Raw genomic sequence first — 24,566 nt, forward strand, 5'->3', positions numbered from 1 at the left:
ATAGCCAAGGTTTTCGATGCGCTTTCTGTTTGTCCTGATCCTGCTCTCCGGCACCGGCATCGGTTTCATCTACCCCTGGGCGGTGAGCAATTTTTCCGGTCGCGAAATCGGCACCTGGCGAGTCTATGAGCAGGGCCGGTTCAGGCCGTTGACAGTATCGCTCAAAGATCGCGATGCCCCGGTGCGGGTGCTGGTCGACCTGACCGCCAGGGCCGAGCGCATTGTTTCGCAGCAGCGCACGGTATTGACGCTGACCGCGGCCACCAATGGCCGCACTGTGCTTGCCTCGACGCTGCAGTTCAACCATGTGGACAATCCGCGGCAGGCCAGCCCGCAATTGCCCGACAAGATCTTTCGCGACGAGGCCGGCCTGATTGCCACCGTCAGCCCTGGCGCTTACCTCTTCACAGTTGGCCCTGGCGATGCCGAGGACATACCGATGCGAGCGGTCGACCTTGTCTTGCGTTCCGGCGTCGGCGAGATCGTCGCCCGCGCGCGGCCGATAGGCTTTTCGCTGATGGCGGTCGGCTTGATCGGCTTCCTGCTATCCCTGCGTCCTGGAGGCGGGCGACCGGAAAATCCGAACTCGCAACCGCCGCCGCCACGCTGGGGCAGGGGTCCCACATGAACTACCGCCACGCCTACCACGCCGGCAATTTTTCCGATGTCGTCAAGCATGTCGTGCTGACGCGCCTGGTCGACTATCTGAAGCAGAAGGACAAGGCGTTTCGTGTCGTGGACACCCATGCCGGCATTGGCCGCTACGACCTGTCGTCACTCGAAGCGCAAAAGACCGGTGAGTGGCAGGGCGGCATCGGCAGGCTGATCGATGCCTCGTTCGACGCGAAGGCGGCGGCGCTGCTGGCGCCCTATCTGGCGGCGGTGCGCTCGCTCAATCCCGAGGGCGGCGTGAAGAAATATCCGGGCTCGCCGCTGCTCGCGCGCAATCTCCTGCGCAAGCAGGACCGGTTGTCGGCGATCGAACTGCATCCGAAAGACGCCGCGAAGCTGAAGACGGAATTCGCCGGCGATTTCCAGACAAAGGTGATGGAACTTGACGGCTGGCTTGCGCTCGGGGCGCACCTGCCGCCGAAGGAAAAGCGCGGCTTGGTGCTCATCGATCCACCCTTCGAGGAAGAGGGCGAGTTCGGCCGCCTCGTCGAGGGGCTGGTGAAGGCGCACAGGCGCTGGCCCAACGGCATCTACGCCCTGTGGTATCCGATCAAGAACCGCAAGGCGATCATCGCCTTCAGGAAAGCGCTGAAGCAATCCGGCATCCCGAAAATCCTCGACATAGAATTCGAGATCAGGCCGGCCTCTTCGGAACCCAGCCTCGATGGCACCGGCATGGTGGTGGTCAATCCGCCCTTCATGCTGGAAGGCGAACTGCGAACCATATTGCCGGCATTGCACAAATTGCTCGCCATGGAAAAGCCGGCGCATTGGTCGATGGAATGGCTGGCCGGCGAGCAGGCCCCGCCGCCGGTATAGCTGGATTTGATCGCCGCGCCCCGTGCGACCGCATGATCCGCCCGCAGGGAACTTCGCCGTTACCCGCGGGTTGCTGCTTACAGCAACTGCCCGCGCCGGTTTCTGGAAACCATTGTTTCGGCAACCGCTTGACCGCCGTCGAGCGAATCCGCACAGTGCGCGCAATCGACCTTGAGAGGCTGCCATGACTCGCTTCGCCAAATCCGCACTTGCTGCCCTGATTTCGCTCTGCACACCCCTTGCCGCGCCTCTCGGTATCACCCAGGCGGTCCATGCGGCTGACCTTGCCGTCTATTCCGAGGACGATGGCAGCGTCTGTGGGGAGACATGGGTGCTGAGCAAGATCACGCATCGGTTCTCCTACCAGGTGCATCACGTGCCGCATCTGCCCGAGGTCGCCATCACCGATTTTCGCGACATTCGCCAACACCGCTATGAGCAGGCGCGCGAGGAATGGCCGATTGGCCGTCACTATTGCCGGGCAACCGTCAGCCTATCGGATGGCCGGGACCGGTCGATCTTCTATCTGATCGAGGAAGGCCAGGGCTTTGCCTCGATCGGCGACAATGTCGAGTTCTGCGTCTCGGGCTTCGATCGCTGGATGGTCTATAACGGCCGCTGTCGCGTCCTGCGCTGAACGCGTCTCTTCCTTTCCGGTCTTTTCCCGCCTGCGGCCTGAAGGGGTCGCGGGCGCTTTGATGTCCTGCGTTGACAGGTGACGCGTTCCGGTGCCAGGTGATGAGACAGACCTGTCTCATCACTTGGTTAGCGCATGACACCGTCACCTGCTTCCGACAAACGCCAGCATGTCGTCGAAACGGCCTATGCGCTGTTCAAGCGCGCCGGTTTCCATGCCACCGGCATCGACCGGATCATCGCCGAGGCGGACGTCGCCAAGATGACTATGTATCGCCATTTCCCCAGCAAGGACGAGCTGATCGTCGAGGTGCTCGACTATCGCGCCAGGCGTTTTGACGATCAGCTCGACCGGCTCGCCGGGGAGAGCACCACGCCGGAGCAGAAAATCGCGAAGATCTTCGACTGGCATGGCCGCTGGTTCCGCAGACCGGATTTTCATGGTTGCCTGTTTGCCCATGCCTTGGCCGAGTTCGGCGATCCCCAGCATCCGGTGTTCAAGGCTGTCGCCAGGCAGAAGAATAGCCTCAGGCAGCGCCTGCAGTCGATCCTCGAGCAGGTGATGCCGCGCGGGCGGGCCGAGAGTGCGGCGACGACCCTGTTGATGCTGATCGAAGGTGCGACCCTGATGGCGCAGATGGGGCAGGGAGACACCGCCATCCGCGACGCCCGCAAGGCTGCCTTGGACATCATCGCCGCCTCGCGCAGGCCGCAATGAGCCCGCTGGTCATCGGGCTCGCGCTGTTCGCAGCGATTCTGCACGCAAGCTGGAACGCCTTCCTGCGAACGGGTGCCGACAGATTGTGGACCGTCACCGTCATGAGCTTCTCCAGCACGGCGCTTGCCATTCCCCTTGCAATCTTCAATGGTTTTCCGGCGACGCCCGCCTGGCCCTGTGTCGGGCTCTCGGCCTGCCTGCAGGTCGGCTACAGCGTATTTCTGGTGGCCGCCTACAGATATGGCGAACTGGGACAGGTCTACCCGATTGTTCGCGGCAGCGTGCCGCTGCTCGTCACGCTCGGCGGGTTCCTGCTCGCCGGCCAGCAGCTCACCGCTCTGGAGACCGTGGGCGTTGCCTGGTCGGCGGCGGCATCATGGCTCTTTCGCTTGGGCGAGGAAGAGCCACCACGACATCGATCCTCTATGCGCTGGCAACGGGGGCAATCATCGCCGCCTATGCGATGGTCGACGCGATCGGCGTTCGTGCGGCGGGCAATGTCGGCGGCTACACCGCCTGGGTCCTGCTGGCCTATGGCGCACTGCTGCCGGCGACCTTCGTCGCCTCTCGCGGCAGGCTCGCTGTCGATGCGCGGGCACCGGAAACCTGGAAGGCGCTGGGCGGCGGCCTGTTCGCGCTTCTGGCCTATGGCGTGGTGGTGGCGGCCTTCGCGCTCGGGCCTGCCGGTCCGATCACCGCGATACGTGAGACCAGCGTCGTCTTCGCGGCCTTCATCGGCCGGTTGTTTCTCGGCGAGACGCTGACGCCCCGGCGAGTCGGCGCCTGCGCCGTCGTCGCGCTCGGCGCCATTTGTCTCGGCTATCAGCCGTGATGAAGACCCACACGCCTGCCGGCACGCGGCGATTCCGCCACCATAGACAATTGTCGGACGAGCGGCTCGCCGTATCATGAGACGGTGAACCGCTCGAAGACGTTCGCTCGGCGCAGAGCTATTTTCTGCGCTGCGTTGCCTCTGCCTGATCGATGATCTTGCGAAGAAAGGCAATGTGACCGCGAAAGGCCCGCCGTCCGGCCGTCGTGGCTCTGATCCGTGTCTGCGGCCGCCGTCCGACAAAGAGCTTTTCAATGTCCGCATAGCCAGCTCTGGCCAGCGTATCGAGATGTGCCCCGAGATTGCCGTCGGTGGTCTCGATCATGGCCTTCAACCGGGTGAATTCAAGCGCCTCGCGCCTTTCCAGCGTGTTCAGGACGGCCATGATCCTGAGCCGCGTACTCTGGTGGATAATGTCGTCGGCGCTCATCAATAAGCTCCAATGCGGCAAAGCCTCGGGCTGTCGCCGCGTGACCCGGCAATCTCTGCCAGCGGTGTGTCACTTGCCTTTGCATGGTCGAAACCAAAGGCGCGATAACATCCCCTGACAGAATACTCTGTTATGCAGAGTATTCTGTCAATCAGAAAACAGATGCGGGGAACATGCTTGACAAGGTGATCTTCAGATCGGGTGTCGCATCGCGCTCGTGATCCGCATGGACCGCTCGCTTGCAAAAGATAATCGCCTCGATGAGACGGCAAGTGATGATATTCACGACCGAAAATCATGCGTGAAGTTGCTCGCTGATCTTTGGAGCTTCATGGCGAACTCGCATCGGGAATGCCGGTGTCAAATTGCTGGCGACGCCGGAAGATCAGCGGCGGATTTTTCCGGTGATGAGTGTGATTGTGTGTCGATCGCAACCAAAATTTAAGTTGAGAAAATCATACCATTGCTTCGCTGGCTAGCGAGACGCGAGTCAGATATGCATTGCGCGCCGGGGTCATTCACGGCCATCGGCATAACGTGAAGGGGCATGACATGGCTAAGCAGTCATCTAAAGCGCCGGCATCCAAGGCACCGGCAAAGAAAGCACCCGCAAAAGCAGTCGCGGCGAAGGCCGCAACGGCAGTGAAGAAAGCAGCGCCTGCCGCCAAGCCGAAGGCCGCCGCGGCCAAGGCACCGGCGAAGAAACCTGCGGCAGCGGCAAAAGCCGTCGCGAAGCCGGCAATGAAGAAGGCGGCGCCCGCGAAAGCCGCGGCGAAGCCGGCAGCGAAAGCGGCACCGGCCAAGAAGCCTGCGGCCAAGCCTGCAGCCAAACCCGCAGCGAAGAAGGCGGCTCCCGCCAAGGCCGCGGCAAAGCCGGCAGCGAAAGCGGCACCAGCCAAGAAGCCGGTGGCCAAGCCGGCTGCGAAAGCAGCCGCCGCCGCGACCAAGCCGGCGGTGAAGAAAGCCGCGGCGCCGAAGGCAAAGGCGGCGCCCGCGAAGGCGAAGGCTCCGGGCAAGAAGTAGACGGATCGTTGGGGCGTCGCGTGTCCTTCGGGATGCGGCAAGGGCGCTCTGACGCTCTGGATCGGAGCATATTCGGCAACGGGTTCAGCCCTCGGGACTGAGCATCGGGAAGGGGCCGAGGGGCAAGCAAAGCGAGGCGCCGGTTGGCTGCCTCGCTCGCCCGACTCTCTTTCGCCCCTTGCGGTGGTCGGCGAAGGTTCTCGGCACGACGCTTTGGCGCCTGTGAAGTATGGGCTCCTGTGACGTGTGAACGCGGGGTTTAAACCCGGCGGCTTGCTGTCGTGGCCTGCTGATACTTCCTAGTGTGCCGGTTTAGTTTGTCGTGATGCCAAGACGGAAACCGCGGCAGGTTTCTGGTCGCTGGTTTTTTGCACTCTGGCGATTGATCGCAAGAGTTTGTCCGGTCAACACTGGACGGTCGCAAACAGGAAACCGATCATGCCGAAGCTGCTCTACGCGTCCGCCTCTCCCTATAGCTCCAAGGTAAGGATGGCCGCGGCCTATGCCGGGATCGCTCTCGAGGAGGTGCCGGTCAGAACCGAGGACAGGCCGGCCGAACTGATCGGCGCCAATCCGCTCGGCAAGATCCCGGTGCTGGTGCTCGACGATGGCCGTTCGATTCACGACAGCCGCGCCATCACGCAGCACCTCAACCGGATTTCGAAGAACGCATTGTTTCCACGCAATCCCGACAAGCGTCTGGAAGCGGAAGTACTGGAGGCGCTGGCCGACGGTATCTGCGATTGCGCGCTGTCGATGGTCTATGAGCGCCGCACCCGCCCCAAAGAGATGGTCTATCAGCCCTGGCTCGACCGCCAGTGGGCGAAGATCACGGCAGCACTCGACCTGCTCAATGCCAATCCGCCAAAACTGCCGAAGAAGATCACGGCCGGTCAGTTGGCGTTGCGTGCCTGCCTCGGCTACCTCTCGCTGCGCTTTGGCGGCCAGTGGGAGAAAGGGCGCAGCCGGTTGATCCGCTGGGCGGCGCGCTTCGATGAAAAATTCCCGGAGCTGAAGTCCGTGGTTCCGGCCTAATGCATGTCGCTCGGAAGTGTCCTCGGTTCCGGGAAACGACATGCATAAAATCAAAAGCTTACAGCAGGTCGGGCGAATCCTATTCGCCGCGACATGCTGTAAGCGACCGGATATAAAAAAGCCGGGCGCGAGGCCCGGCTTTTCGTGTCGTGGCTTGAACGACTTAGAACTTCATGCCGAGGCCGAAGTTGACGCGGTTGTCCGTCGCCTTGACCTTGCCAATACCATCGAAGCTCTTGCTGCCGAAGTCGGTGTAGCGATATTCGACGCGGCCGAACACGTTGTCGGTCAGCTTGATGTCGGTGCCGACGCCGGCGGTCCAGCCGAGCATGGTGGCGGTGTCGCTGGCGCCGAGAACGGTGTCTTCCACCTTCAGGCTTCTGCCGGCGAGGCCGCCCGTGCCATAAAGCAGGATTTCCGGGGTCACGGCGTAGCCGAGACGGGCACGCAGCGAGCCTTCGAAGCCGCCCTTGGAGTTGATGCCGTTGTCGTCACCCTTCACGCCGTTGTAGCCGAGTTCGGCTTCACCGCCGTAAACGAAGTTCTCCTGCTGCCACTGATAGCCGCCGAAGACACTGCCGACAAAACCTTTGGTATCGGTCGAAACGCCGAAATCCTTTTCCTTGGTCTTGCCGCTGAAGCCGTAGCCCAGGTTGATACCGGCATAGGGGCCGGCCCACGAGGCGACCGGAAGTTCGGCAACCGGAGCGGGTGCCGGCGGCTCTTCCGAAACGACGTCCGCGGCATAAGCGGTACCGCCGAGGGCGAAGAGCCCGAGCGCAACAGCCAGCGGCCGTGCGAATTTAAAATTGGCTTGCATTGTTCTTTACTCCTTAAGCCACAGGACACAGGCTTGTTTCTCACGATCGCCATCGACCCGTCCGGGGGGTGAAACGGATCTGGCGTTCGTCGGTTCCAAATGTCGTGTCAAAATACGGCTGAACCGAACCTGAACTTGGGTCATTCCCCGGCACGAATGAGGCAGAACCTTGACGTTGCATCTTCGCAACAGCGAAATGTCAGCAGCAAGTTCACGCTGCGCTGCACACCGCTTGGTGCAAGGAGTCCAGCGACCTATATTGCGATCCAATGGTTCCGAGTCCAGGAGGGCTCGGCATACCGAACCGGGCACTTCGCCACAATGTTGCCCCAGGTGCGAACGCCGTTTAACGCATGCCGGGCCACATTTCGTCGGCATCGCGTTTCGGGCCGAAATTGAGGATTGACAGCAGATGAGCAAAGCCACTGCCGTGGCGCTGGTGACCGGTGGGGCGAAACGGATCGGCAAGGCGATCGTCGAGGACCTCGCCAGCCATGGTTTTGCGGTCGCCATCCATTCCAATCGCTCGCACGATGAGGCGGATGCGTTGGCCGCGGGGATTAACCGGTCGGGCGGCCGCGCCGCCGTGGTTGCGGCTGATCTAACCGACATGGATGCCGTCAGCGACCTCGTCGGCCAAGCGGAAGCAGCGCTGGGCCCAATTTCGCTGCTGGTCAACAATGCTTCGCTCTTCGTCGATGATTCCGTGCAAGATTTCGACTGGCACGCCTGGGACCGCCATTTTGCCATTCACGTGAAAACCCCGGCGCTGTTGGCGCAGAATTTCGCCCGTTCCCTGCCGGAAGGGCAGGAGGGGCTGATCGTCAACGTCATCGACCAGCGCGTCTGGAGGCCGACACCGCGCTATTTTTCCTATGCGCTGTCGAAATCGGCATTGTGGACCCAGACGCAGATGCTGGCCCAGGCACTCGGACCCGGCATCCGCGTCAATGCGATAGGGCCGGGCCCGACGCTGAAGAACGTGCGCCAGGACGATTCGGATTTTGACGCGCAGGTCGCTGGCCTCATTCTGAGGCGCGGCCCGGAATTGCCGGAATTCGGCGCCACCATCCGCTATCTCTGGGAGACGCGCTCGGTCACCGGCCAGATGATCGCGCTCGATGGCGGCCAGCATCTTGCATGGCAGACGCCCGATGTGACAGGCATGGCGGAATGAGTCCTTTGGATCACAAGAACAAGGCGCGCGGCGGCGCTGATGATCTTCCTCCCGAAATCGACCTCGAGGACGAGGCGCTGGAGGAGATCGTCGAACCGGTTGGCCCGGATGTCGCCTTCACGGCCATCGACTGGGCGCCGCATGCCGGCGACGCCGAAGGCATGATCGGCGCCGAGGTAATCCAGACGCTGGTGAAGCGGCTGCCCAATGCGCCCGGCGTTTATCGGATGATGAACGCCGCCGGCGACGTGCTCTATGTCGGCAAGGCGCGCAGCCTGAAGAAGCGTGTCACCAATTACGCGCAAGGCAGATTCCACACCAACCGCATCGGCCGCATGGTGCGCGAGACGTCGACGATGGAGTTCGTCGTCACCCGCACCGAGATCGAGGCGCTGCTGCTCGAAGCCAATCTTATCAAGCGTCTGCGGCCGCGGTTCAATGTGCTGATGCGGGACGACAAGTCGTTTCCGTATATCCTTTTGACCGGCGACCATGTCTCACCAGGCATTTACAAGCATCGCGGGGCACGCTCGCGCAAGGGGGACTATTTCGGCCCCTTTGCTTCGGCGGGCGCCGTCGGCCGCACCATCAATTCGCTGCAGCGCGCCTTCCTGCTCAGAAGCTGCACCAATTCCTTCTACGAGAACCGCACGCGGCCATGCCTGCTCTACCAGATCAAGCGCTGCGCCGGGCCGTGCACCGGCGAGATCTCGCATGAGGGTTATGCCGAGTTGGTCGCCGAAGCGAAGGACTTTTTGTCCGGCCGCAGCCAGAAGGTGAAAACCGAGATTTCGGCTGCCATGCAGCAGGCTTCGCAAGACCTCGATTTCGAGCGCGCCGCGATCTATCGCGACCGGCTGGCGGCCCTGTCGCACGTGCAGAGCCATCAGGGCATCAACCCGGCGACCGTCGACGAGGCCGATGTCTTCGCTATCCACCAGGAGGGCGGCCAGGTCTGCATCCAGGTGTTTTTCTTCCGCACCGGCCAGAATTGGGGCAACCGTGCCTATTTCCCCAAGGCCGATCCGGCGCTGGAGGGATCGGAAGTGCTGGGCTCGTTCCTGGCGCAATTCTACGATGACAAGCCGACACCGCGTGCCATTCTCCTGTCGCAGACCGTCGAGGACCAGGAATTGCTGGCCGAGGCGCTCTCGACGCGCGCCGGCCGCAAGGTGGCGATCTCCGTGCCGCAGCGCGGCGAGAAAAAGGATCTGACCGACAACGCTTTGCAGAATGCGCGTGAGGCGCTTGGCCGCCGGCTGGCCGAAACCTCGACGCAAGCGCGGCTGCTTGCTGGTTTCGCCGAGACCTTCGGCCTGACCAAGCCGCCCGTGCGCATCGAGATTTACGACAACTCGCACATTATGGGCACCAACGCCGTCGGTGCCATGGTCGTCGCGGGGCCGGAAGGCTTTGTGAAGAACCAGTACAGAAAATTCAACATCCGCTCGACCGAGATCACGCCGGGCGACGATTTCGGCATGATGCGCGAGGTGATGGAGCGGCGCTTTTCACGGCTGCTCAAGGAGCATGGCGACGTTGCTCCCGACGAGACTGCCTCGGCGGATTCAGGCGACAATATCGAAGACGATATCTCCGGAAGCTTCCCTGCCTGGCCCGATGTCATCCTGATCGACGGTGGCCAGGGCCAGATGACGGCGGTGCGCAAGATCCTGTCGGATCTCGGCATCGAGGACCGGGTCGTCGCCATCGGCATCGCCAAGGGACAGGACCGTGATGCAGGCCGCGAGCGCTTCTTCGTCAAGGGCAGGGACTCGTTTTCGCTCCCCGTGCGCGACCCCGTCCTCTATTTCGTCCAGCGGCTGCGCGACGAGGTCCACCGCTTCGCCATCGGGTCGCACCGGGCCCGCCGCAAGAAAGAAATGGTCAAGAGCCCGCTCGACGAAATCGCCGGCATCGGGCCCGGCCGCAAGCGCGCGCTTCTCTTGCATTTCGGCACCGCCAAGGCGGTCAGCCGTGCCGCAGTCGAGGATCTGAGGAAGGTCGACGGCATTTCCGAACAGGTGGCGAAACTGGTCTACAATCACTTCCACGAGAGCTGAAGAAAATCGTCACTTTCAGCTGGCCAGTCGAATCTGGCCTGTTGACCCCCTACATCCGCTTCTGATTTGAGTACGCAGGCAGAAAGAGTCTCTGAAGACATGGCCCAGCGCGCATTTAACCTGCCCAACATGCTGACCTACGCCCGCATCATCGCGGTACCGCTGGTCGTGCTGTGCTTTTTTCTCGAGGGCCATCTGAAATCGAGCGACTTCGCCCGCTGGTCGGCGCTGGTCATTTTCCTGCTGGCGTCCGTCACCGATTATTTCGACGGCTATTTTGCGCGCGCCTGGCAGCAGACCTCCAACATCGGCAAGATGCTCGATCCGATCGCCGACAAGCTGCTGGTCGCCACCTGCCTCTTGCTGCTGGCGGCCGACACCGACCGTCATGCCGGTATCGCCGGCTGGTCGCTGTGGGCGGCGATCATCATCCTGTGCCGCGAAATCCTGGTTTCGGGCCTGCGCGAATATCTGGCGGCGCTCAAGGTTTCGGTGCCGGTGACGCAACTTGCCAAGTGGAAGACCACCATCCAGATGGTCGCCATCGCCTTCCTGCTGGCGGGACCGGCCGGTGACAAGATCTTTCCGCTGACCACGCAGACCGGCCTCGTGCTGTTGTGGATCGCGGCCCTCGTGACGCTCTACACCGGCTACGACTATTTCCGCGCCGGTCTCAAGCACATCATGGACGAGTGAGATGACGACCCGTCTCATCTATTTCGCCTGGGTTCGCGAACGGATCGGCACATCGCAGGAAGATGTCGAATTGCCCGCCGGCATCGAGACGGTCGCCGACCTCTTGCGCTGGCTGCAATCGCGCGGCGAAGGGTACCAACACGCGCTGCAATATCCCGATGTCATCCGCGTCGCCATCAACCAGGAACATGTCGATCACCGCGAGAAGATATCGGGCGCACGCGAGATCGCACTGTTCCCGCCGATGACCGGGGGCTGACACTCATGCCGGCCGTCCTGGTGCCGACCGTGCGCATTCAGCGCCAGGATTTCGACGTCGCCGCCGAGATCGCCGGGCTGACGCAGGGCCGTGCCGACATTGGCGCGGTGGTCACCTTCTCCGGCCTGTGCCGCGACGAGCAGGGCGCTCTCTGGGCACTCGAGCTCGAGCACTATCCGGGCATGGCTGAAGCCGAGATCGGCCGCATCGCAACCGAAGCCACCGAGCGCTGGCCGCTGCAAGGCCTCACCGTCATACATCGCCATGGCAAGATCGCGCCGGGGGCGAACATCGTGCTGGTGGTGGCCGCTTCGGCGCACCGCCAGGCGGCATTCGAGGCGGCGAACTTCCTCATGGACTATCTCAAGTCGCGTGCGCCCTTCTGGAAGAAGGAGCATCGCGCCGACGGCTCCGAGGGCGGCTGGGTCGATGCCAAGGAAACTGACGCCGAGGCAGCTCGGCGCTGGAAGCAGCCGCCGTCCGAATAGTTTACCGTGCAGGCGTCACGGAACGACCGCAATCCTTCTGCCAACTGATCACGTGACTGATTTGGGCAAGGGAGACGGTCATGCTGGACAGGATCGCCGAGTTCTTCGTCTTCGGCTTGGTGCCGCTGGTCGTCGGCATCCTGGCGGTGCCGGAGCTTTCCCTTGCCGCGGAAAAGGCGGTGAGGGGCGAGGTTATCTATCGCGAGCGCATCGCATTGCCACCCAGCGCCGTGCTTTCCGTCGAGCTTGCCGACGTCTCGTTGGCGGACGCGCCCGCCAAAATCATCGGGCAACAGAAGATCAGGCCCGCCGGTCAGGTGCCGATCAGCTTCGAGATCAAATTCGACCCCTCTGTCATCCGACCGCAGATGACCTATGCACTGCGGGCCCGGATCACCGTGGACGGAAGGCTGATGTTCATTTCCGATGTGCGCCATCAGCTCGATCCGCTGACCGACGCGCCACAGACCATCATGCTGAAGATGGTCGCACCCAGCAAGGAGCCAATGACTTCCGTCTTTGATCAGCTCTGGGTGGTCGACTATGTCGACGGCATTGGCGCCGTCACCGCGCCGCAGGCGACCTTCAGGATCAGCGAGGCCGGCAAGGCCGGTGGCAACGGTCCCTGCAACACCTATTTTGCCACGGCGAAGGTCGAGGGTCAGGCAATCGCGATCGGCGATATCGGTTCGACCTACAAAGCCTGCGCGCCCCATGTGATGGCCGAGGAAAAAGCCCTGTTCGATGCGTTGGCCAACGCGGCGTCATACACTGTCGATGCCGGCAAGCTCGCCATATCGGACAAGGACGGCCGCGAAATCCTGCGCTTCAGCGCCGCAAGCTGATTGCACTCCAGAAAAAAGGCCGGCTGAACGCCGGCCTTCCAGATCGGATTTGATGCCGTCGGCTCAGCCGACGATCTCGGTATCCGAGAACCAGTACTTGATCTCCTGTGCGGCCGTTTCCGGCGCGTCCGAGCCGTGCACCGAGTTCTCGCCGATCGACAGCGCATGCACCTTGCGGATGGTGCCTTCGGCGGCATTGGCCGGATTGGTGGCGCCCATCACATCGCGGTTCTTGGTAATGGCGCTCTCGCCTTCCAGGACCTGCACGATGGTCGGGCCCGAGGACATGGATTCCACCAGCTCGCCGAAAAACGGCCGCTCCTTGTGGACGGCGTAGAAGCCTTCCGCCTCGCGGCGGCTCATCCACACCCGGCGCGAGGCGATGACGCGCAGGCCGGCTTCCTCCAGCATCCTGGTGATGGCGCCGGTGAGATTGCGCCGCGTTGCGTCCGGCTTGATCATGGAAAAAGTGCGTTCGAGCGCCATGGGTCGTCCTTGTCTGAATTTGAATTGAGAGTGGCGGGCTCTATACAAGCCGCCCGGCCTATTGCCAAGGGGGTGAGGAGCGGGGTGAGGAGCGGTCCGCGTAGCGGGTGGAAAGCCAATTGCTTTTCCTTTCCGAGCGACGAACGCCCAGCGACAGCGAGCGCCGGACCGGTCTGCGCTTCCATGGCTGGTCGCCGCAGGCAGGCGGGATCAGATGGCTGTAAAGCAACGGTTTGCTTGCTATAGTCGCTCGGTCGGCGCCGCGCTGAAGTCGGCCCGAAGGGAGACAACATGACCATGACAGACGATCGTCAGGAGCGCATTCGCAACCGTGCACATCAGATCTGGCAGGAAGAAGGGCGACCGGCCGGCCATCACGAACGCCATTGGCACCAGGCGGCGGCCGACGTCGATCGGGAGGACGCGGGGAAGCCGTCGGCGGACAAGAAGCCAGCCAAGAAGGCATCCGGCGCCGGCAAGACAAAAGCAGCCCCCAAGGAAGAAAAGGCCGCCGCGAAAGCCAGCAAGCCGAAGGCCAGCAAGCCAAAGAAGGCGGCCAAATAAGGCCAGCTGTTCCGCCGCTGATCTTCGCAACAGGTAGACGGCGCTCGAGCTGCCTTGCGGGCAGGCAGGCCTTTGCGTCCGTCACGCTGCGGCGGAAACCTTTCGTCCCAGCCCGCCATGCAGGTCGAGGCAGCGGGTGAACCACTGCGCTACCGCGTCGCTGCCTTCGAGCAACTTGTAAGGTGATGCGATACGCGCCCATTGCAGCGCGCCGAAGACGATATAGTCGGCAAACAGCGGCGAGGCGCCGCCGATGAACGGCTGGTAGCTCAACATGGAGCGCAGCGGCTCCAGCGCTGCCCGGAAGGTTGCCAGGCCGGCGTCGCGTGCGGCGACGACGTCCTCCAGCCGCTTGCCGAGGCGCTGCTCCCGGCTCTGTCGGAAATACGAGGCGTTCTCCTCGTCTTGCATGGCATAAAGGTCAACGACCGCCGCGGTGGTGACATAAGGGTGGATGGTCAATTGCGACCAGCGCTCGGTGAAGCGCGCCATCGCCTTGCCGCCTTCGCCGCCAAACAGCGTCGGGCGATCCGGATAGGCCTCATCGAGATAGAGCGCGATGGTGAAGGAATCGGTGACGACCTTGTCGCCATCGCGGATAACCGGAACGGTTTTCGAGACACCGCCTTCAATGGCCGGCACTTCGAGAAAACGCGTCGGCGCGGTCGAGGCATCAAGTCCCTTATGGGCCAGCGCCATCGTTGCCTTCCAGCAATGTGGGCTGAACGGACGGCCCTCGTCACGCCCGACGAGATCATAAAGCAGAATGGTCATTGGCGCCGGTTCCTTTGCGGTCTAGGTATCGCTCCCGACACCCGAAACAGGCGCGGCGGGAAAAAGATGAAACAGCACTTCATGATGTTTGCGGCATACAATCAATGGGCCAATGGCCGCATCTACGATGCCGCCGACGATCTCAACGATGAGGAATTCAATCGCGACGTCGGCGCCTTCTTCGGCTCGCTGGTGGGCACGCTCAACCACCTGCTCGCCGCCGATCGCATCTGGATGAAACGCTTCACCGGCGAAGGCGCCGCGCCGACGACATTGGACGCCATATTGTATCGGGCCTTGCCTGTCCTGAGGACAGCGCGCGAGGCCGAGGACCGGCGGATTATCGACTGGCTCGGCGGCTTGAACGACAAGGCGCTGTCGGGTCGTTTCACCTATATGACCGTATCGGACATGCGCACCGTCTCGCAGCGCCTGGCGCCCGCGCTGGCTCATGTCTTCAACCACCAGACCCATCACCGCGGCCAGGCGCATATGATCCTGACGGTTCTGGGCCGCCCTTCCGTACCGCTCGATCTGGCGCATTTCCAGCGCACCGAGGAAGGAAGGGCCTTCGCCTGATCCACATGGTTTTGTTTTAAATTCGGGGCGAGCGGTTCGCGCGGGCTACCGTCGCATTTTTTGCCGTAGCCTCGCTTTTAGATCAGGCCACTCGGAATCGATAATGCTGAACCGGACGGAATTGCGTTTCCGGCCGTCCGGCATGATCCGTTCATTGCGAACGATTCCTTCCTGTTTTGCTCCTATGCTCAAAATGGCCGCTCTCGACGCATCATTGAGTTCGTCGGTGGTGAATTGCACGCGAACACAGCTCATGACTTCAAATGCCTGAACCAGGAGAAGATATTTAGCCTCGGTATTGACGCCCGATCGCTGGACCGAACTGCCGAGCCACGTGTGCCCAATCTCCAATTTTCTATTCGCACGATCAATTTTCCAGAACCGCGTACTACCGCAAATCAAGCCCGTGGCGCGCAGGATGATTACGTATGGCATGACGGTCCCGGCCTGTCGTCCAGCCAGGGCATTGGCAATATAATCATCGATCGCGCCTGGCCCAGGAACCACGGTGGCCTTCAGGTTCCATAGCTCGCCATCCGCGGCGGCACTCAAAAGCGCTACGGAATGCTCTGGCTGAAGAGGGCTGAGCTCAACGAGATCCCCGACCAAGGCGGGTTGCCTGGATTGGGCGCCCATCAATCGATGATCCCTATTTCTCTTGTCTGCGGTCACCGAGCGGCAAGTGAGACCTATTCGAATTCAGACAGCCTCTGAAGCCAAGTCGATGACTTCGCTGTCCAACTGGCGTTGCGTCATGGCCGCTTCCGCCATCACCCATTGTTTGAACAGCAGCACCTTGCGTGCGGCAGGGCTCTTGTGGGGCGAGACAAAGTACCAACCGGCCGTGTTCGGATGATGAACGGCAAACGGAGCGATCAGCTTTTCGGCGCGGATATCGCTGACCATATAGGCACGGTTGGCAACGGCAAAACCCATTCCTGAGTTGGCCGCCTCGTAGGACATCATGCACGAATCGAAATAGATGCTTTTGGTCTCGCTGAGCACAAAACTGGCACCAGCAAAACCAAGCCAGGATTGCCAGTTCTGGGTGCAGGTGTCGGAATGCAGCAACGTGAAGTGCTTGAGGTCGTCCGGTGTGACCTTTGACAGCGGCTTCTGGCCGAGAACTTCATGGAACAGCTTACGGCTGCACACCGGCGTCAGGTCTTCCCGAAACAACAGGTCCGATGGCAGTCCGTTGAAGTGGCCGTCGCCATAGCGGATTTCGAGGTCGAATTCGGAAGTCGTGAACTCATGCGTCGCGTACGAGGTCGAAACTCGCATCACGATATCGGGATGTTGCTGCTGAAAAAGTGGCAGGCGCGGAAACAGCCAGCGTGCGGCAAATGTCGGCAGTACGGATATCTTCAGCACATGTTCCTGTGATTGCCCGGTCGCTTCCATGCTGGCGGCGACGATCCGCTCCAGCGCCTCGCGAACGCGCGAGACATAGGTCTCGCCCTCGGGTGTCAGCGACACTGCATTGCCGCCGCGCTGGAAAATCTTGAAGCGCAGCTGGTCCTCCAGGCTTTTGACGCGCTGGCTGACCGCCGAAGCGGTGATGAACTGTTCTTCGCCGGCACGCGTGAAATTGCCATGCCTCGCAGCACTCTCGACGATTTTCAGCGAATTGAGGTTGACCTGACTGAGCAGACGCACGGTTTCGACCTTAAGCTGGGCTTATGGTAGCACTAGCATTCCTAATTTTACAGGGGGAGCTAATTTAATCGACTGTTAACCAAGTGTTTGCCCCCACTTGGAGAAGTACAATGAACGCACATACGATACCCGAATTGCGCTATGCGATGAGCCGCGAGGCCATTATCGGTCACGAAACCGCCTGGAAAGTGTCGAGCTTCGGCGTTGCGCAGTATCTGCATGGCTATGATCCGGCACTGCTTGCCGCGATCGAGGAAGCCGCCCTGAAGCTCAAGACCAGTCATGCCGTGCACAAGCACCTCGACCTGACCTTCATCACCGGCGCCGACCGTTTCATCCCCGAAATCAAGGAGTTGCTGAACGACAAGTTGCGCCTGGAGCGGCTCTCCGACATGATGGGCACGAAGCTGGAGCCCTATCCGCTGTCGATCGTCGGTTCGACCGTCACCTTCATGAACCCCAGGGATGGCGCCGTCGAATGGCATTGCGACGGCGTTCCGGTCACCGAACTCATTCCGCTGTCGATCAGCGATCCGCTGGTCGGCGGCCAGCTCGAAATCTATTGCGACGATTCCGAGACCGGCCGCGCCATTCTCGAATCCGGCCGCGGGATTCCGCGCAACCGCATCATGCGCATCGATCACAAGATGAACTACGCCACACTCGGGCAGTTCCTCGGTGTCCTGCATCGCACTGCGCCGATCCAGTTCGGCGAGCGCGTCACCCTGGTGCTCAACCAGCGCTCTGTGGCCAAGCCCTATGTCGACGATAACAGGATGTTCTATCTTGCCGCCGACAACGATCACGACCGCGAGTGGGTCAACGAACTGGCCGACGACGTGTGGACCAACCAACTGCCGGCCTATCGCCGGTTCGAAGCGGAACATCCGACGCCGGCCCCTGCCGAAGCGCCGGTTCCGGGCGGAGCCAGGGAATTATGGTAACGACCCATGACCCCGAAAAGTGGAAACCGGTTTTCGGACAGGATCATGGTCGACCACAGGGATAGCCCTTGCCGGTTCTTTCGGCATCGATCGGGCTCGGTATCCGTGCTGGTCTTCGCCACCGGCGCGGTGGCGTTGTGGTCGACAAATGCACTGATCGGCAAATCCCTGCTGGCCAGTCACCCCGTGTCGCAAGTGCAATTCCTGCAATTTGTAGGGGCCGCACTGGTGTTCGCGGTCATCCGGTTGATGAGCCGCGAGAAAGCCGCGGCAGTCACGGCGAGCACCGCGCTGGCGCCGCTCGCGGTTGGTTTTATCGGTCTGGTCGGCACCATGGTACTGCAATATATCTCCTTTGCCTTGATGCCGGTGATAGAAGCCAATCTCGTGGCCTACACCTGGCCCTTGATGGTTGCCGCGGCGGTGATCGCCTTCGACAATCCCCGGCGTCCGGCTTTGCTGGGCCTTGCCGCGGCCCTTGGGTTCGTCGGCGTCGCGTTGGTGATTTCGGGAGGTCGTGACCGCACCTGGTTCCAGGGTGATCTCGCCGGCTATCTGGCCGCATTCGGATCTGCGCTGTGCATGGCTTTCTATTCGGTGATGGTGGGACGGCTCGCCAATTCGCCGGACCGCTTGTTGTTGCCCTCGTCGCTGGTTGGCGTCGCGTTGACACTCATATGGTCCGCTCGCGAAGGCGTCGCCTGGCCCACCGGGATGGATCTGGCCCTCGGGCTCTATCTCGGCGCCGGGCCGATGGGGCTGGGTTATTACTTCTGGTCGCACGCCTTGAAGCTCGGAGGCAGCGGCAAGGTCGCTGTCGTCGCCTATCTCACGCCGATTGCCTCGACGCTGCTGCTGACCTTGTCCGGTGAACGGCTGACGACGACCGCCATTGCCGGAGCCGTCCTCGTGATCGGCAGTTGTGTCGCCGTCGGCCTGGAGCGTACGGAGGCGCAAGACTATGTTTGACGACAATGAACGTCTCGCCAGGCAGGAAGCGCACTGGCTCATCAAGGAATTCGGCGCGGAGGCACCACTTTATGCCGCGATGAAGGCTGAAAAGGCGATTGAGCAGAAGGATTTCGGGCGTTGTGCCCGCTGGAAGCGTATTCTTGAGATATTGGCGGATGGCCGGACAACCAAGTCTGTCGCTTCGAAGTATTAGATTTTCTAATTTGCGCGACGTCGATTTCCCATAAAGGTAGTTGATGCCAAGTCTTGATTCGTTTGGGACTTGGCGGTCCGTCGGGGGACGCGGTTAAAGAGATACATCGACAAAAGTCTTCACTGGGGTAGATGACTTTGTCACAAATAAGGTGAAAGAATTGTCAAATATCGAGGATAAGACCGTTATCGAGCTAACCGCCGATATTGTCTCGGCCTATGTAGGCAACAATCCGCTTCCGGCTTCTGGCCTGCCTGACCTGATTGCCAGCGTTAGCGCCTCGGTCCGAAAGCTGGCTGGCGCGGCCGTCGTGGAAAGCCCGAGCCTGGTTCCGGCTGTAAATCCGAAAAAGTCGGTGTTTCCCGACTACATCATCTGCCTGGAGGACGGCAAGAAGTTCAAGTCACTCAAGCGACACCTCAGGACAGACCATGGTTTGAGCCCGGACGACTATCGGGCCAAATGGGGTTTGCCGCCGGATTATCCGATGGTCGCCCCGAATTACTCGGCGACCCGGTCGGCGCTGGCGAAATCGACGGGACTTGGCCGCAAGCCGGCCGCTGCGCCAGCAGTGGTGGCCAAGGCGACAAAGCGTGGCAAGGCCACTGCCTGAGGCCTTGCTGGCCGGTATGGCAGATCACTGATCGGCTGCTCTGGCGGCGCATTATGTGCGCCGTTTCCAGGCCTTGTGCGGCCAACTGGCCCGCAAGGTCTTGCGAAGCGTTGATGTCCAGTGCAAAAGCGCGACCATGCTTATCATCAATGACCTCTCGCTCCGCATGGCGGGGCGCTTGCTTCTCGACCACGCCTCGCTCACCTTGCCGGCCGGCACCAAGGCCGGTCTTGTCGGCCGCAACGGCACCGGCAAGACGACGCTGTTCAAGGCTATAACAGGCGATTTTCCCTCCGAGACCGGCTCGATCAGCCTGCCGAAGAATACGCGCATCGGCCAGGTGGCGCAGGAAGCACCTGGCACCGAGGACCCGCTGATAGAGATCGTGCTCAAGGCCGACCTTGAGCGCACGGCGTTGCTCGAAGAAGAAAAGATCGCCACCGATCCACACCGTATCGCCGACATCCATATGCGGCTTGCCGATATCGACGCCCATTCGGCCGAGTCGCGCGCGGCCACCATCCTCGCCGGCCTCGGCTTCGACGACGCCGCGCAGCGCCGTCCGGCCTCGTCCTTCTCCGGAGGCTGGCGTATGCGCGTGGCGTTGGCCGCCGTGCTGTTTTCCGAGCCGGATCTCCTGCTGCTCGACGAGCCGACCAACTATCTCGACCTCGAAGGCACGCTGTGGCTTGAGAACTACGTTTCAAAGTATCCGCACACCGTGCTTCTGATTTCGCACGACCGCGATCTGCTCAACCGTGCGGTCAATTCGATCGTTCACCTCGACCAGAAGAAGCTGACGTTCTGGCGCGGCGGCTACGACCAGTTCGAGCGCCAGTACACCGAGCAGAAGGAATTGCAGGAAAAGGGCCGGGTCAAGCAGGAAGCCGCCCGCAAGCACATGGAATCCTTCGTCGAGCGTTTTCGCGCAAAGGCCTCCAAGGCAAGACAGGCACAGTCGCGCATCAAGGCGCTGGAAAAGATGAAGCCGATCTCGGCCATCGTCAACGACACGGTGCGGCCGTTCTCTTTCCCCGAACCTGTGAAGACGGTGGCCTCGCCGATCGTTGCGCTGAACAACGTCAATGTCGGCTATACCGAAGGGCAGCCGATCCTGAAGAAGATGACGCTGCGCATCGACGCCGACGACCGCATCGCGCTGCTTGGCGCCAATGGCAATGGCAAGTCGACGTTCGCCAAGCTGCTGTCGGGCCGTCTGAAGCAGGAGACCGGCACCATGACGGTGGCACCCGGGCTGAAGGTGGCGATCTTTGCCCAGCATCAGCTTGACGATCTGCGCCCTGAGGAAAACGCCTATGAGCATGTCCGCCGGATGATGCCGGAGGCGCCGGAATCGAAAGTGCGCGGCCGTGTCGCCCAATTCGGCCTCACGACCGAGAAGATGAACACGCCCGCCAAGGACCTGTCCGGTGGCGAGAAGGCGCGGCTGTTGATGGGGCTGTCCGCCTTCGAGGGGCCGAACCTGTTCATCCTCGACGAGCCGACCAACCATCTCGACATCGACAGCCGCGAATCGCTGATCCATGCGCTCAACGAATTTCCCGGCGCCGTCATCCTGATCTCGCACGACCGCCATCTGCTCGAGGCGACCGCCGACCGGCTCTGGCTGGTGAAGGACGGCGCGGTCAATCCGTATGACGGCGACCTGGAGGACTACAAGACGCTGGTCACCGGCATCTCCGGCGACCGTCGCGGCAAGCGGGAGGCCGACAAGGCGTCAAAAGCCGACCGCCGCCGCGATGCGGCCGCGCGCCGCGCCGCCTTCGAACCGTTGGCCAAGGAAATCCGCGCCACCGAGGCGCTGATGGACCGCATCCGCAAGCGCATCGACGGCATCGAGGACGAACTCGCCAACCCGGCGGTCTACGAAAAGGATCCGTCGACGGCGACAAGGCTCGCCAAGGAACGCTCGCAGCTTGCGCAGACGCTTGCGGGCCACGAGGAAAAATGGCTGACCATGTCGGCCGAATACGAGGAAGGCACGGCGGAGTAGGATGAGCGCTTCTCCTTCTCCCCTCGCGGGAGAAGGTGGCCTGGCGAAGCGAGGCCGGATGAAGGGTATGCCAGGGAACGCCAGCGTCTCACTCCGCTGGAACACCCCTCAACGTCTCGGCGCTATCACGCCGATCCACCTTGTCCGCAAGGGGAGAAGGGAAGGTGCCATCTGGCCCTACACCTGACCGTCATAAACGGGTAGTTTGCCCCCATGAACCAGCACGCTAACCTCCGCATCGGCCATTCGGCCTGTCCGCATGATTGCCCGTCGACCTGTGCTCTTGAGGTCGAACTGCTCGACGGCAACCGCATCGGCCGGGTCCATGGCGCCAAGGCCAACAGCTACACATCGGGCGTCGTCTGCGCCAAGGTCGCCCGCTATGCCGACCGCGTCCATCATCCCGATCGTCTGCTGAAGCCGCTGGTGCGCAAGGGCGCCAAGGGCGAGGGCGTCTGGCAGGAAGCGAGCTGGGAGGCCGCTCTCGACCTCGTCGCCGAGAAATTCAACGCGGCCGAAGCGAAGCACGGCTCGGAGACGGTCTGGCCCTATTACTATGCCGGCACGATGGGGCTGGTGCAGCGCGACGGCATCGAGCGGTTGCGCCACGCGAAAAAGTACTCGGGCTTCTTCGGCTCGATCTGCACCAATCTCGCATGGACCGGCTGGATGATGGGGGCAGGCGCGCTGCGCGGACCGGATCCGCGCGAGATGGCGAAATCCGACTGCGTCGTGATCTGGGGCACCAACGCCGTGGTCACGCAGGTCAATGTGATGACCCACGCCATCAAGGCACGCAAGGAACGCGGCGCGAAGATCGTGGTCATCGACGTCTATGAGAATGCGACGATGAAGCAGGCCGACATCGGTCTGGTCTTGAAGCCCGGCACCGACGGCGCGCTCGCTTGTGCTGTCATGCATGTCCTGTTTCGCGAGGGCCTGGCCGACCGCGCCTATCTGCGGAAATACACGGACGATCCGAAGGGCCTGGAGACGCATCTCGTTACCCGCACGCCGGAATGGGCGGCTGCTATCACTGGTTTGACGGTCGCCGAGATCGAGGCCTTCGCGCGATTGGTCGGCACGACCAGGAAAACATATTTCCGCCTCGGCTACGGCTTTGCGCGCCAGCGCAACGGCGCCGTCAACATGCATGCGGCGTCCTGCATCGCCGCCGTCACCGGCGCCTGGCAGTATGAGGGCGGCGGCGCCTTCCATTCCAATTCCGGCATCTTCAAACTCAACCAGGATGTGCTCGAAGGCACGAGGATGCGTGATCCTTCGATCCGCTATCTCGACCATTCGCGTATCGGCCCGGTGCTGACCGGCGCCAGCGACGCGCTTTATGGCGGACCGCCGGTGACGGCGATGCTGATCCAGAACACCAATCCGGTGAATGTCGCGCCCGAGCAGCGGCTGGTGAAGCAGGGTTTCCTGCGCGACGATTTGTTCACCTGCGTGCACGAGCAGTTCATGACCGACACTGCCAAGCTGGCCGATGTGGTGCTGCCGGCGACGATGTTCGTCGAGCACGACGACATCTACAAGGGCGGCGGCAACCAGCACATCACGCTCGGCCCCAAGCTGATCGAGCCACCGGAAGGGCCGCGCACTAACCATTTCGTCATCGAGCAACTGGCCGAGCGCCTCGGTGTCGCCGACAGGCCGGGCTTCGGCCTCACCGAACAGCAGCATATCGACGTCATTCTTGGCAAGCGCGGGCTGGGCAGTTTCGACTCCTTGAAGGACGAGAAGTGGATCGACCTGCAGCCGGATTTCGACACGGCGCATTTCATCCGGGGCTTTGGTCACGCAGACGGAAAATTCCGCTTCCGCGCCGACTGGACCGGTCAGGCGGCTCCCAACCGGCCGCCGAAGAGCATGGGGTTGTTCGGCCCGGTGGCGCTATTGCCCGAATTTCCCGATCATGTCGATCTGATCGAAGTGGCCGACGAAGTGCATCCGTTCCGGCTGGCGACCTCGCCGGCGCGCAACTTCCTCAACTCGACCTTTTCCGAGACACCGGTGTCTAAGGCCAAGGAGGGCCGCCCGGAGCTCCTGCTGCATCCTGACGATGCGGCGGCTCTCGATCTTGCCGACGGCGATCGTGTCGAGATCGGCAACATGCGCGGCGAGGTGGTGCTGCACGCCAAATTGTTCGACGGTATTAAGCGCGGTGTCGTGATCGCCGAAGGCATCTGGCCGAACAGCGCGCATGAGCGCGGCGAAGGCATCAACGTGCTGACGGGAGCCGATGCGCCCGCCCCTTACGGCGGCGCTGCCTTCCACGACAACAAGGTGTGGCTGCGCAAGGCGGAAGACCTGGGCGCCTAGCGCTGCTGATTTCCCGTTCCCGATTCCACCTCTGGCCCAAACACCAGCGGTCGCGAACGCCAACTCCCGTCTCTATAGAGGCAGTCGTCCGTCGCAAATGGGAGAGTGCCGATGGCCGGCGCGATTTCGCTTCTGGGAATACCGCATGACGAGAATTCGTCCTATGTTCAGGGGGCTGCTAAGGCGCCACCGCTCATCAGGCGCGAACTCATCAGCGATGCTTACTCCTCATGGAGCGAGACCGGCTTCGACCTGACCGGCCGTTTCGTCGATCATGGCGACATCGACTTCGCCCAACCGGGCGATCCCTGGCAGCGGATCGAGAGCGAAGTCGACCGCGCGCTGGACGCAGGCCATCCCCTGATCAGCCTTGGCGGCGACCACGCGATCTCCTGGCCGGTGCTGCGCGCGGTGCGCCGTCGCCATCCAAGCCTGACGATCGTTCACATCGATGCCCACCCCGACATCTATCATGCCTACGGTGACAATCCGCGTTCGCACACATCGCCTTTCGCACGGATCATGGAGGAGCGGCTTGCCGACCGCCTGATCCAGATCGGCTTGCGCACCGTGAACGACCATCACCGCGATCAGTTCAAGCGCTTTGGCGTAGAGGTCGTGGAGGCTGCGCATTTCAGCGAAAGCCTGTCCCTTGATCTCAAGACGCCCGTCTATATCTCGATGGATCTCGACGGGCTCGATCCTGCTTTTGCGCCCGGCGTCTCCCATCGTGAGCCTGGCGGGCTGTCGACACGGCAAGTCATCAACCTGATTCGAGGCATCAACCAGCCGATCGTTGCTGCTGATATTGTTGAATACAATCCGAGCCAGGACCTCTCCAATGTGACGGCGCTTGTCGCCGCCAAACTGACGAAGGAGATCGCCGGCATGATGCTCAGGGCATCATCTGCGGCGGATTGA

General features: G+C 61.9%; 27 protein-coding genes and 1 pseudogene. 22 read left to right on the forward strand and 6 right to left on the reverse strand.

Annotated features, from left to right (window positions below):
• Positions 1-16 precede the first annotated feature (16 nt).
• The 5 genes and pseudogenes from FJ434_RS15440 (at position 17) to FJ434_RS15460 (ending at position 3,677) form a co-directional block, all read left to right on the forward strand.
• Positions 17-628, forward strand: coding sequence for a hypothetical protein (locus FJ434_RS15440; protein WP_140749324.1), 612 nt, complete (start codon positions 17-19; stop codon positions 626-628).
• Entirely contained in the window at positions 625-1,491 is an 867-nt protein-coding gene (locus FJ434_RS15445) for a 23S rRNA (adenine(2030)-N(6))-methyltransferase RlmJ (RefSeq protein ID WP_140749321.1), read from the forward strand. The genes FJ434_RS15440 and FJ434_RS15445 overlap by 4 nt, the downstream gene beginning before the upstream one ends.
• 184 nt (positions 1,492-1,675) lie before the next feature.
• Positions 1,676-2,128, forward strand: coding sequence for a hypothetical protein (locus FJ434_RS15450; RefSeq protein WP_140749318.1), 453 nt, complete (start codon positions 1,676-1,678; stop codon positions 2,126-2,128).
• 135 nt (positions 2,129-2,263) lie between these two features.
• The gene (locus tag FJ434_RS15455; protein ID WP_140509874.1) at positions 2,264-2,845 is read left to right on the forward strand and encodes a TetR/AcrR family transcriptional regulator; all 582 of its coding nucleotides are present in this window, start codon (positions 2,264-2,266) and stop codon (positions 2,843-2,845) included.
• Positions 2,842-3,677, forward strand: a pseudogene (locus FJ434_RS15460) (DMT family transporter). Before FJ434_RS15455 ends, FJ434_RS15460 begins: the two are co-directional and overlap by 4 nt.
• A 118-nt stretch (positions 3,678-3,795) precedes the next feature.
• On the opposite strand, the gene FJ434_RS15465 reads toward FJ434_RS15460, so the two are convergent.
• A complete protein-coding gene (locus tag FJ434_RS15465) occupies positions 3,796-4,107 on the reverse strand; it encodes a transcriptional regulator (protein WP_140714045.1) in 312 nt (103 codons plus the stop codon).
• 552 nt (positions 4,108-4,659) lie between these two features.
• On the opposite strand from FJ434_RS15465, the gene FJ434_RS15470 reads away from it, so the two are divergent.
• Together FJ434_RS15470 and FJ434_RS15475 are read left to right on the forward strand one after the other, a co-directional pair.
• Entirely contained in the window at positions 4,660-5,130 is a 471-nt protein-coding gene (locus tag FJ434_RS15470; RefSeq protein ID WP_140509880.1) for a histone, read from the forward strand.
• A 438-nt stretch (positions 5,131-5,568) separates the two neighbouring features.
• On the forward strand, positions 5,569-6,165 hold the full coding sequence (locus FJ434_RS15475) for a glutathione S-transferase family protein (protein ID WP_140509881.1): 597 nt from the start codon (positions 5,569-5,571) through the stop codon (positions 6,163-6,165).
• Positions 6,166-6,328: 163 nt separating this feature from the next.
• Here the strand turns inward: FJ434_RS15475 and FJ434_RS15480 are convergent, their stop codons facing one another.
• Positions 6,329-6,985, reverse strand: coding sequence for an outer membrane protein (locus FJ434_RS15480; RefSeq protein WP_140749315.1), 657 nt, complete (start codon positions 6,983-6,985; stop codon positions 6,329-6,331).
• A 412-nt stretch (positions 6,986-7,397) separates the two neighbouring features.
• On the opposite strand from FJ434_RS15480, the gene FJ434_RS15485 reads away from it, so the two are divergent.
• From FJ434_RS15485 to FJ434_RS15510, 6 genes are all read left to right on the forward strand, one after another.
• On the forward strand, positions 7,398-8,162 hold the full coding sequence (locus FJ434_RS15485; protein WP_140714051.1) for an SDR family oxidoreductase: 765 nt from the start codon (positions 7,398-7,400) through the stop codon (positions 8,160-8,162).
• Positions 8,159-10,225, forward strand: coding sequence for an excinuclease ABC subunit UvrC (gene uvrC, locus FJ434_RS15490; protein ID WP_140749312.1), 2,067 nt, complete (start codon positions 8,159-8,161; stop codon positions 10,223-10,225). Before FJ434_RS15485 ends, uvrC begins: the two co-directional genes overlap by 4 nt.
• 99 nt (positions 10,226-10,324) lie before the next feature.
• Complete coding sequence (pgsA, locus tag FJ434_RS15495) at positions 10,325-10,921, forward strand: CDP-diacylglycerol--glycerol-3-phosphate 3-phosphatidyltransferase (RefSeq protein WP_010915213.1); 597 nt, start codon at positions 10,325-10,327, stop codon at positions 10,919-10,921.
• A gap of 1 nt (position 10,922) precedes the next feature.
• Positions 10,923-11,180, forward strand: a complete 258-nt coding sequence (moaD, locus tag FJ434_RS15500; RefSeq protein ID WP_027144520.1) for a molybdopterin converting factor subunit 1 — start codon at positions 10,923-10,925, stop codon at positions 11,178-11,180.
• A gap of 5 nt (positions 11,181-11,185) precedes the next feature.
• Positions 11,186-11,668: a molybdenum cofactor biosynthesis protein MoaE gene (locus FJ434_RS15505; protein WP_140749309.1), complete on the forward strand. Its 483-nt coding sequence runs from the start codon at positions 11,186-11,188 to the stop codon at positions 11,666-11,668.
• 80 nt (positions 11,669-11,748) lie between these two features.
• The gene (locus FJ434_RS15510) at positions 11,749-12,513 is read left to right on the forward strand and encodes a YbaY family lipoprotein (RefSeq protein WP_140749306.1); all 765 of its coding nucleotides are present in this window, start codon (positions 11,749-11,751) and stop codon (positions 12,511-12,513) included.
• Positions 12,514-12,576: 63 nt separating this feature from the next.
• Here the strand turns inward: FJ434_RS15510 and ndk are convergent, their stop codons facing one another.
• On the reverse strand, positions 12,577-12,999 hold the full coding sequence (gene ndk / locus FJ434_RS15515) for a nucleoside-diphosphate kinase (RefSeq protein ID WP_027144516.1): 423 nt from the start codon (positions 12,997-12,999) through the stop codon (positions 12,577-12,579).
• Between the two features lie 291 nt (positions 13,000-13,290).
• On the opposite strand from ndk, the gene FJ434_RS15520 reads away from it, so the two are divergent.
• Complete coding sequence (locus FJ434_RS15520) at positions 13,291-13,563, forward strand: DUF2934 domain-containing protein (protein ID WP_140509890.1); 273 nt, start codon at positions 13,291-13,293, stop codon at positions 13,561-13,563.
• Positions 13,564-13,644: 81 nt separating this feature from the next.
• Here FJ434_RS15520 and FJ434_RS15525 read toward each other — a convergent pair whose 3' ends face one another.
• Positions 13,645-14,337: a glutathione S-transferase family protein gene (locus FJ434_RS15525; RefSeq protein ID WP_140749303.1), complete on the reverse strand. Its 693-nt coding sequence runs from the start codon at positions 14,335-14,337 to the stop codon at positions 13,645-13,647.
• A gap of 66 nt (positions 14,338-14,403) precedes the next feature.
• Between FJ434_RS15525 and FJ434_RS15530 the strand changes: the two genes are divergently transcribed.
• On the forward strand, positions 14,404-14,916 hold the full coding sequence (locus FJ434_RS15530; protein WP_140749300.1) for a DinB family protein: 513 nt from the start codon (positions 14,404-14,406) through the stop codon (positions 14,914-14,916).
• A gap of 45 nt (positions 14,917-14,961) precedes the next feature.
• On the opposite strand, the gene FJ434_RS15535 is transcribed toward FJ434_RS15530, so the two are convergent.
• Complete coding sequence (locus FJ434_RS15535; RefSeq protein WP_140749297.1) at positions 14,962-15,552, reverse strand: GNAT family N-acetyltransferase; 591 nt, start codon at positions 15,550-15,552, stop codon at positions 14,962-14,964.
• 63 nt (positions 15,553-15,615) lie between these two features.
• On the reverse strand, positions 15,616-16,575 hold the full coding sequence (locus tag FJ434_RS15540; protein ID WP_140714059.1) for a LysR substrate-binding domain-containing protein: 960 nt from the start codon (positions 16,573-16,575) through the stop codon (positions 15,616-15,618).
• A 110-nt stretch (positions 16,576-16,685) separates the two neighbouring features.
• Here FJ434_RS15540 and FJ434_RS29790 point away from each other — a divergent pair, with 110 nt between their 5' ends.
• The 7 genes from FJ434_RS29790 (at position 16,686) to speB (ending at position 24,566) form a co-directional block, all read left to right on the forward strand.
• A complete protein-coding gene (locus FJ434_RS29790; protein WP_181165966.1) occupies positions 16,686-17,519 on the forward strand; it encodes a hypothetical protein in 834 nt (277 codons plus the stop codon).
• A 45-nt stretch (positions 17,520-17,564) separates the two neighbouring features.
• The gene (locus tag FJ434_RS15555) at positions 17,565-18,488 is read left to right on the forward strand and encodes a DMT family transporter (RefSeq protein ID WP_140749294.1); all 924 of its coding nucleotides are present in this window, start codon (positions 17,565-17,567) and stop codon (positions 18,486-18,488) included.
• Positions 18,481-18,684 (forward strand): hypothetical protein, encoded by a 204-nt coding sequence (locus tag FJ434_RS15560; protein WP_027144508.1) that lies wholly within the window; start codon positions 18,481-18,483, stop codon positions 18,682-18,684. The genes FJ434_RS15555 and FJ434_RS15560 overlap by 8 nt, the downstream gene beginning before the upstream one ends.
• A 160-nt stretch (positions 18,685-18,844) precedes the next feature.
• Positions 18,845-19,297: a MucR family transcriptional regulator gene (locus tag FJ434_RS15565; protein ID WP_140509900.1), complete on the forward strand. Its 453-nt coding sequence runs from the start codon at positions 18,845-18,847 to the stop codon at positions 19,295-19,297.
• Between the two features lie 136 nt (positions 19,298-19,433).
• On the forward strand, positions 19,434-21,311 hold the full coding sequence (locus FJ434_RS15570; protein WP_140714061.1) for an ABC-F family ATP-binding cassette domain-containing protein: 1,878 nt from the start codon (positions 19,434-19,436) through the stop codon (positions 21,309-21,311).
• A 213-nt stretch (positions 21,312-21,524) separates the two neighbouring features.
• The gene (locus FJ434_RS15575; protein WP_140749291.1) at positions 21,525-23,645 is read left to right on the forward strand and encodes a molybdopterin oxidoreductase family protein; all 2,121 of its coding nucleotides are present in this window, start codon (positions 21,525-21,527) and stop codon (positions 23,643-23,645) included.
• A 111-nt stretch (positions 23,646-23,756) separates the two neighbouring features.
• Positions 23,757-24,566 (forward strand): agmatinase, encoded by an 810-nt coding sequence (gene speB, locus FJ434_RS15580; RefSeq protein WP_140749288.1) that lies wholly within the window; start codon positions 23,757-23,759, stop codon positions 24,564-24,566.

The sequence above is a fragment of the Mesorhizobium sp. B2-5-13 genome (genome assembly GCF_006440535.1).
GTDB lineage: Bacteria > Pseudomonadota > Alphaproteobacteria > Rhizobiales > Rhizobiaceae > Mesorhizobium > Mesorhizobium salmacidum.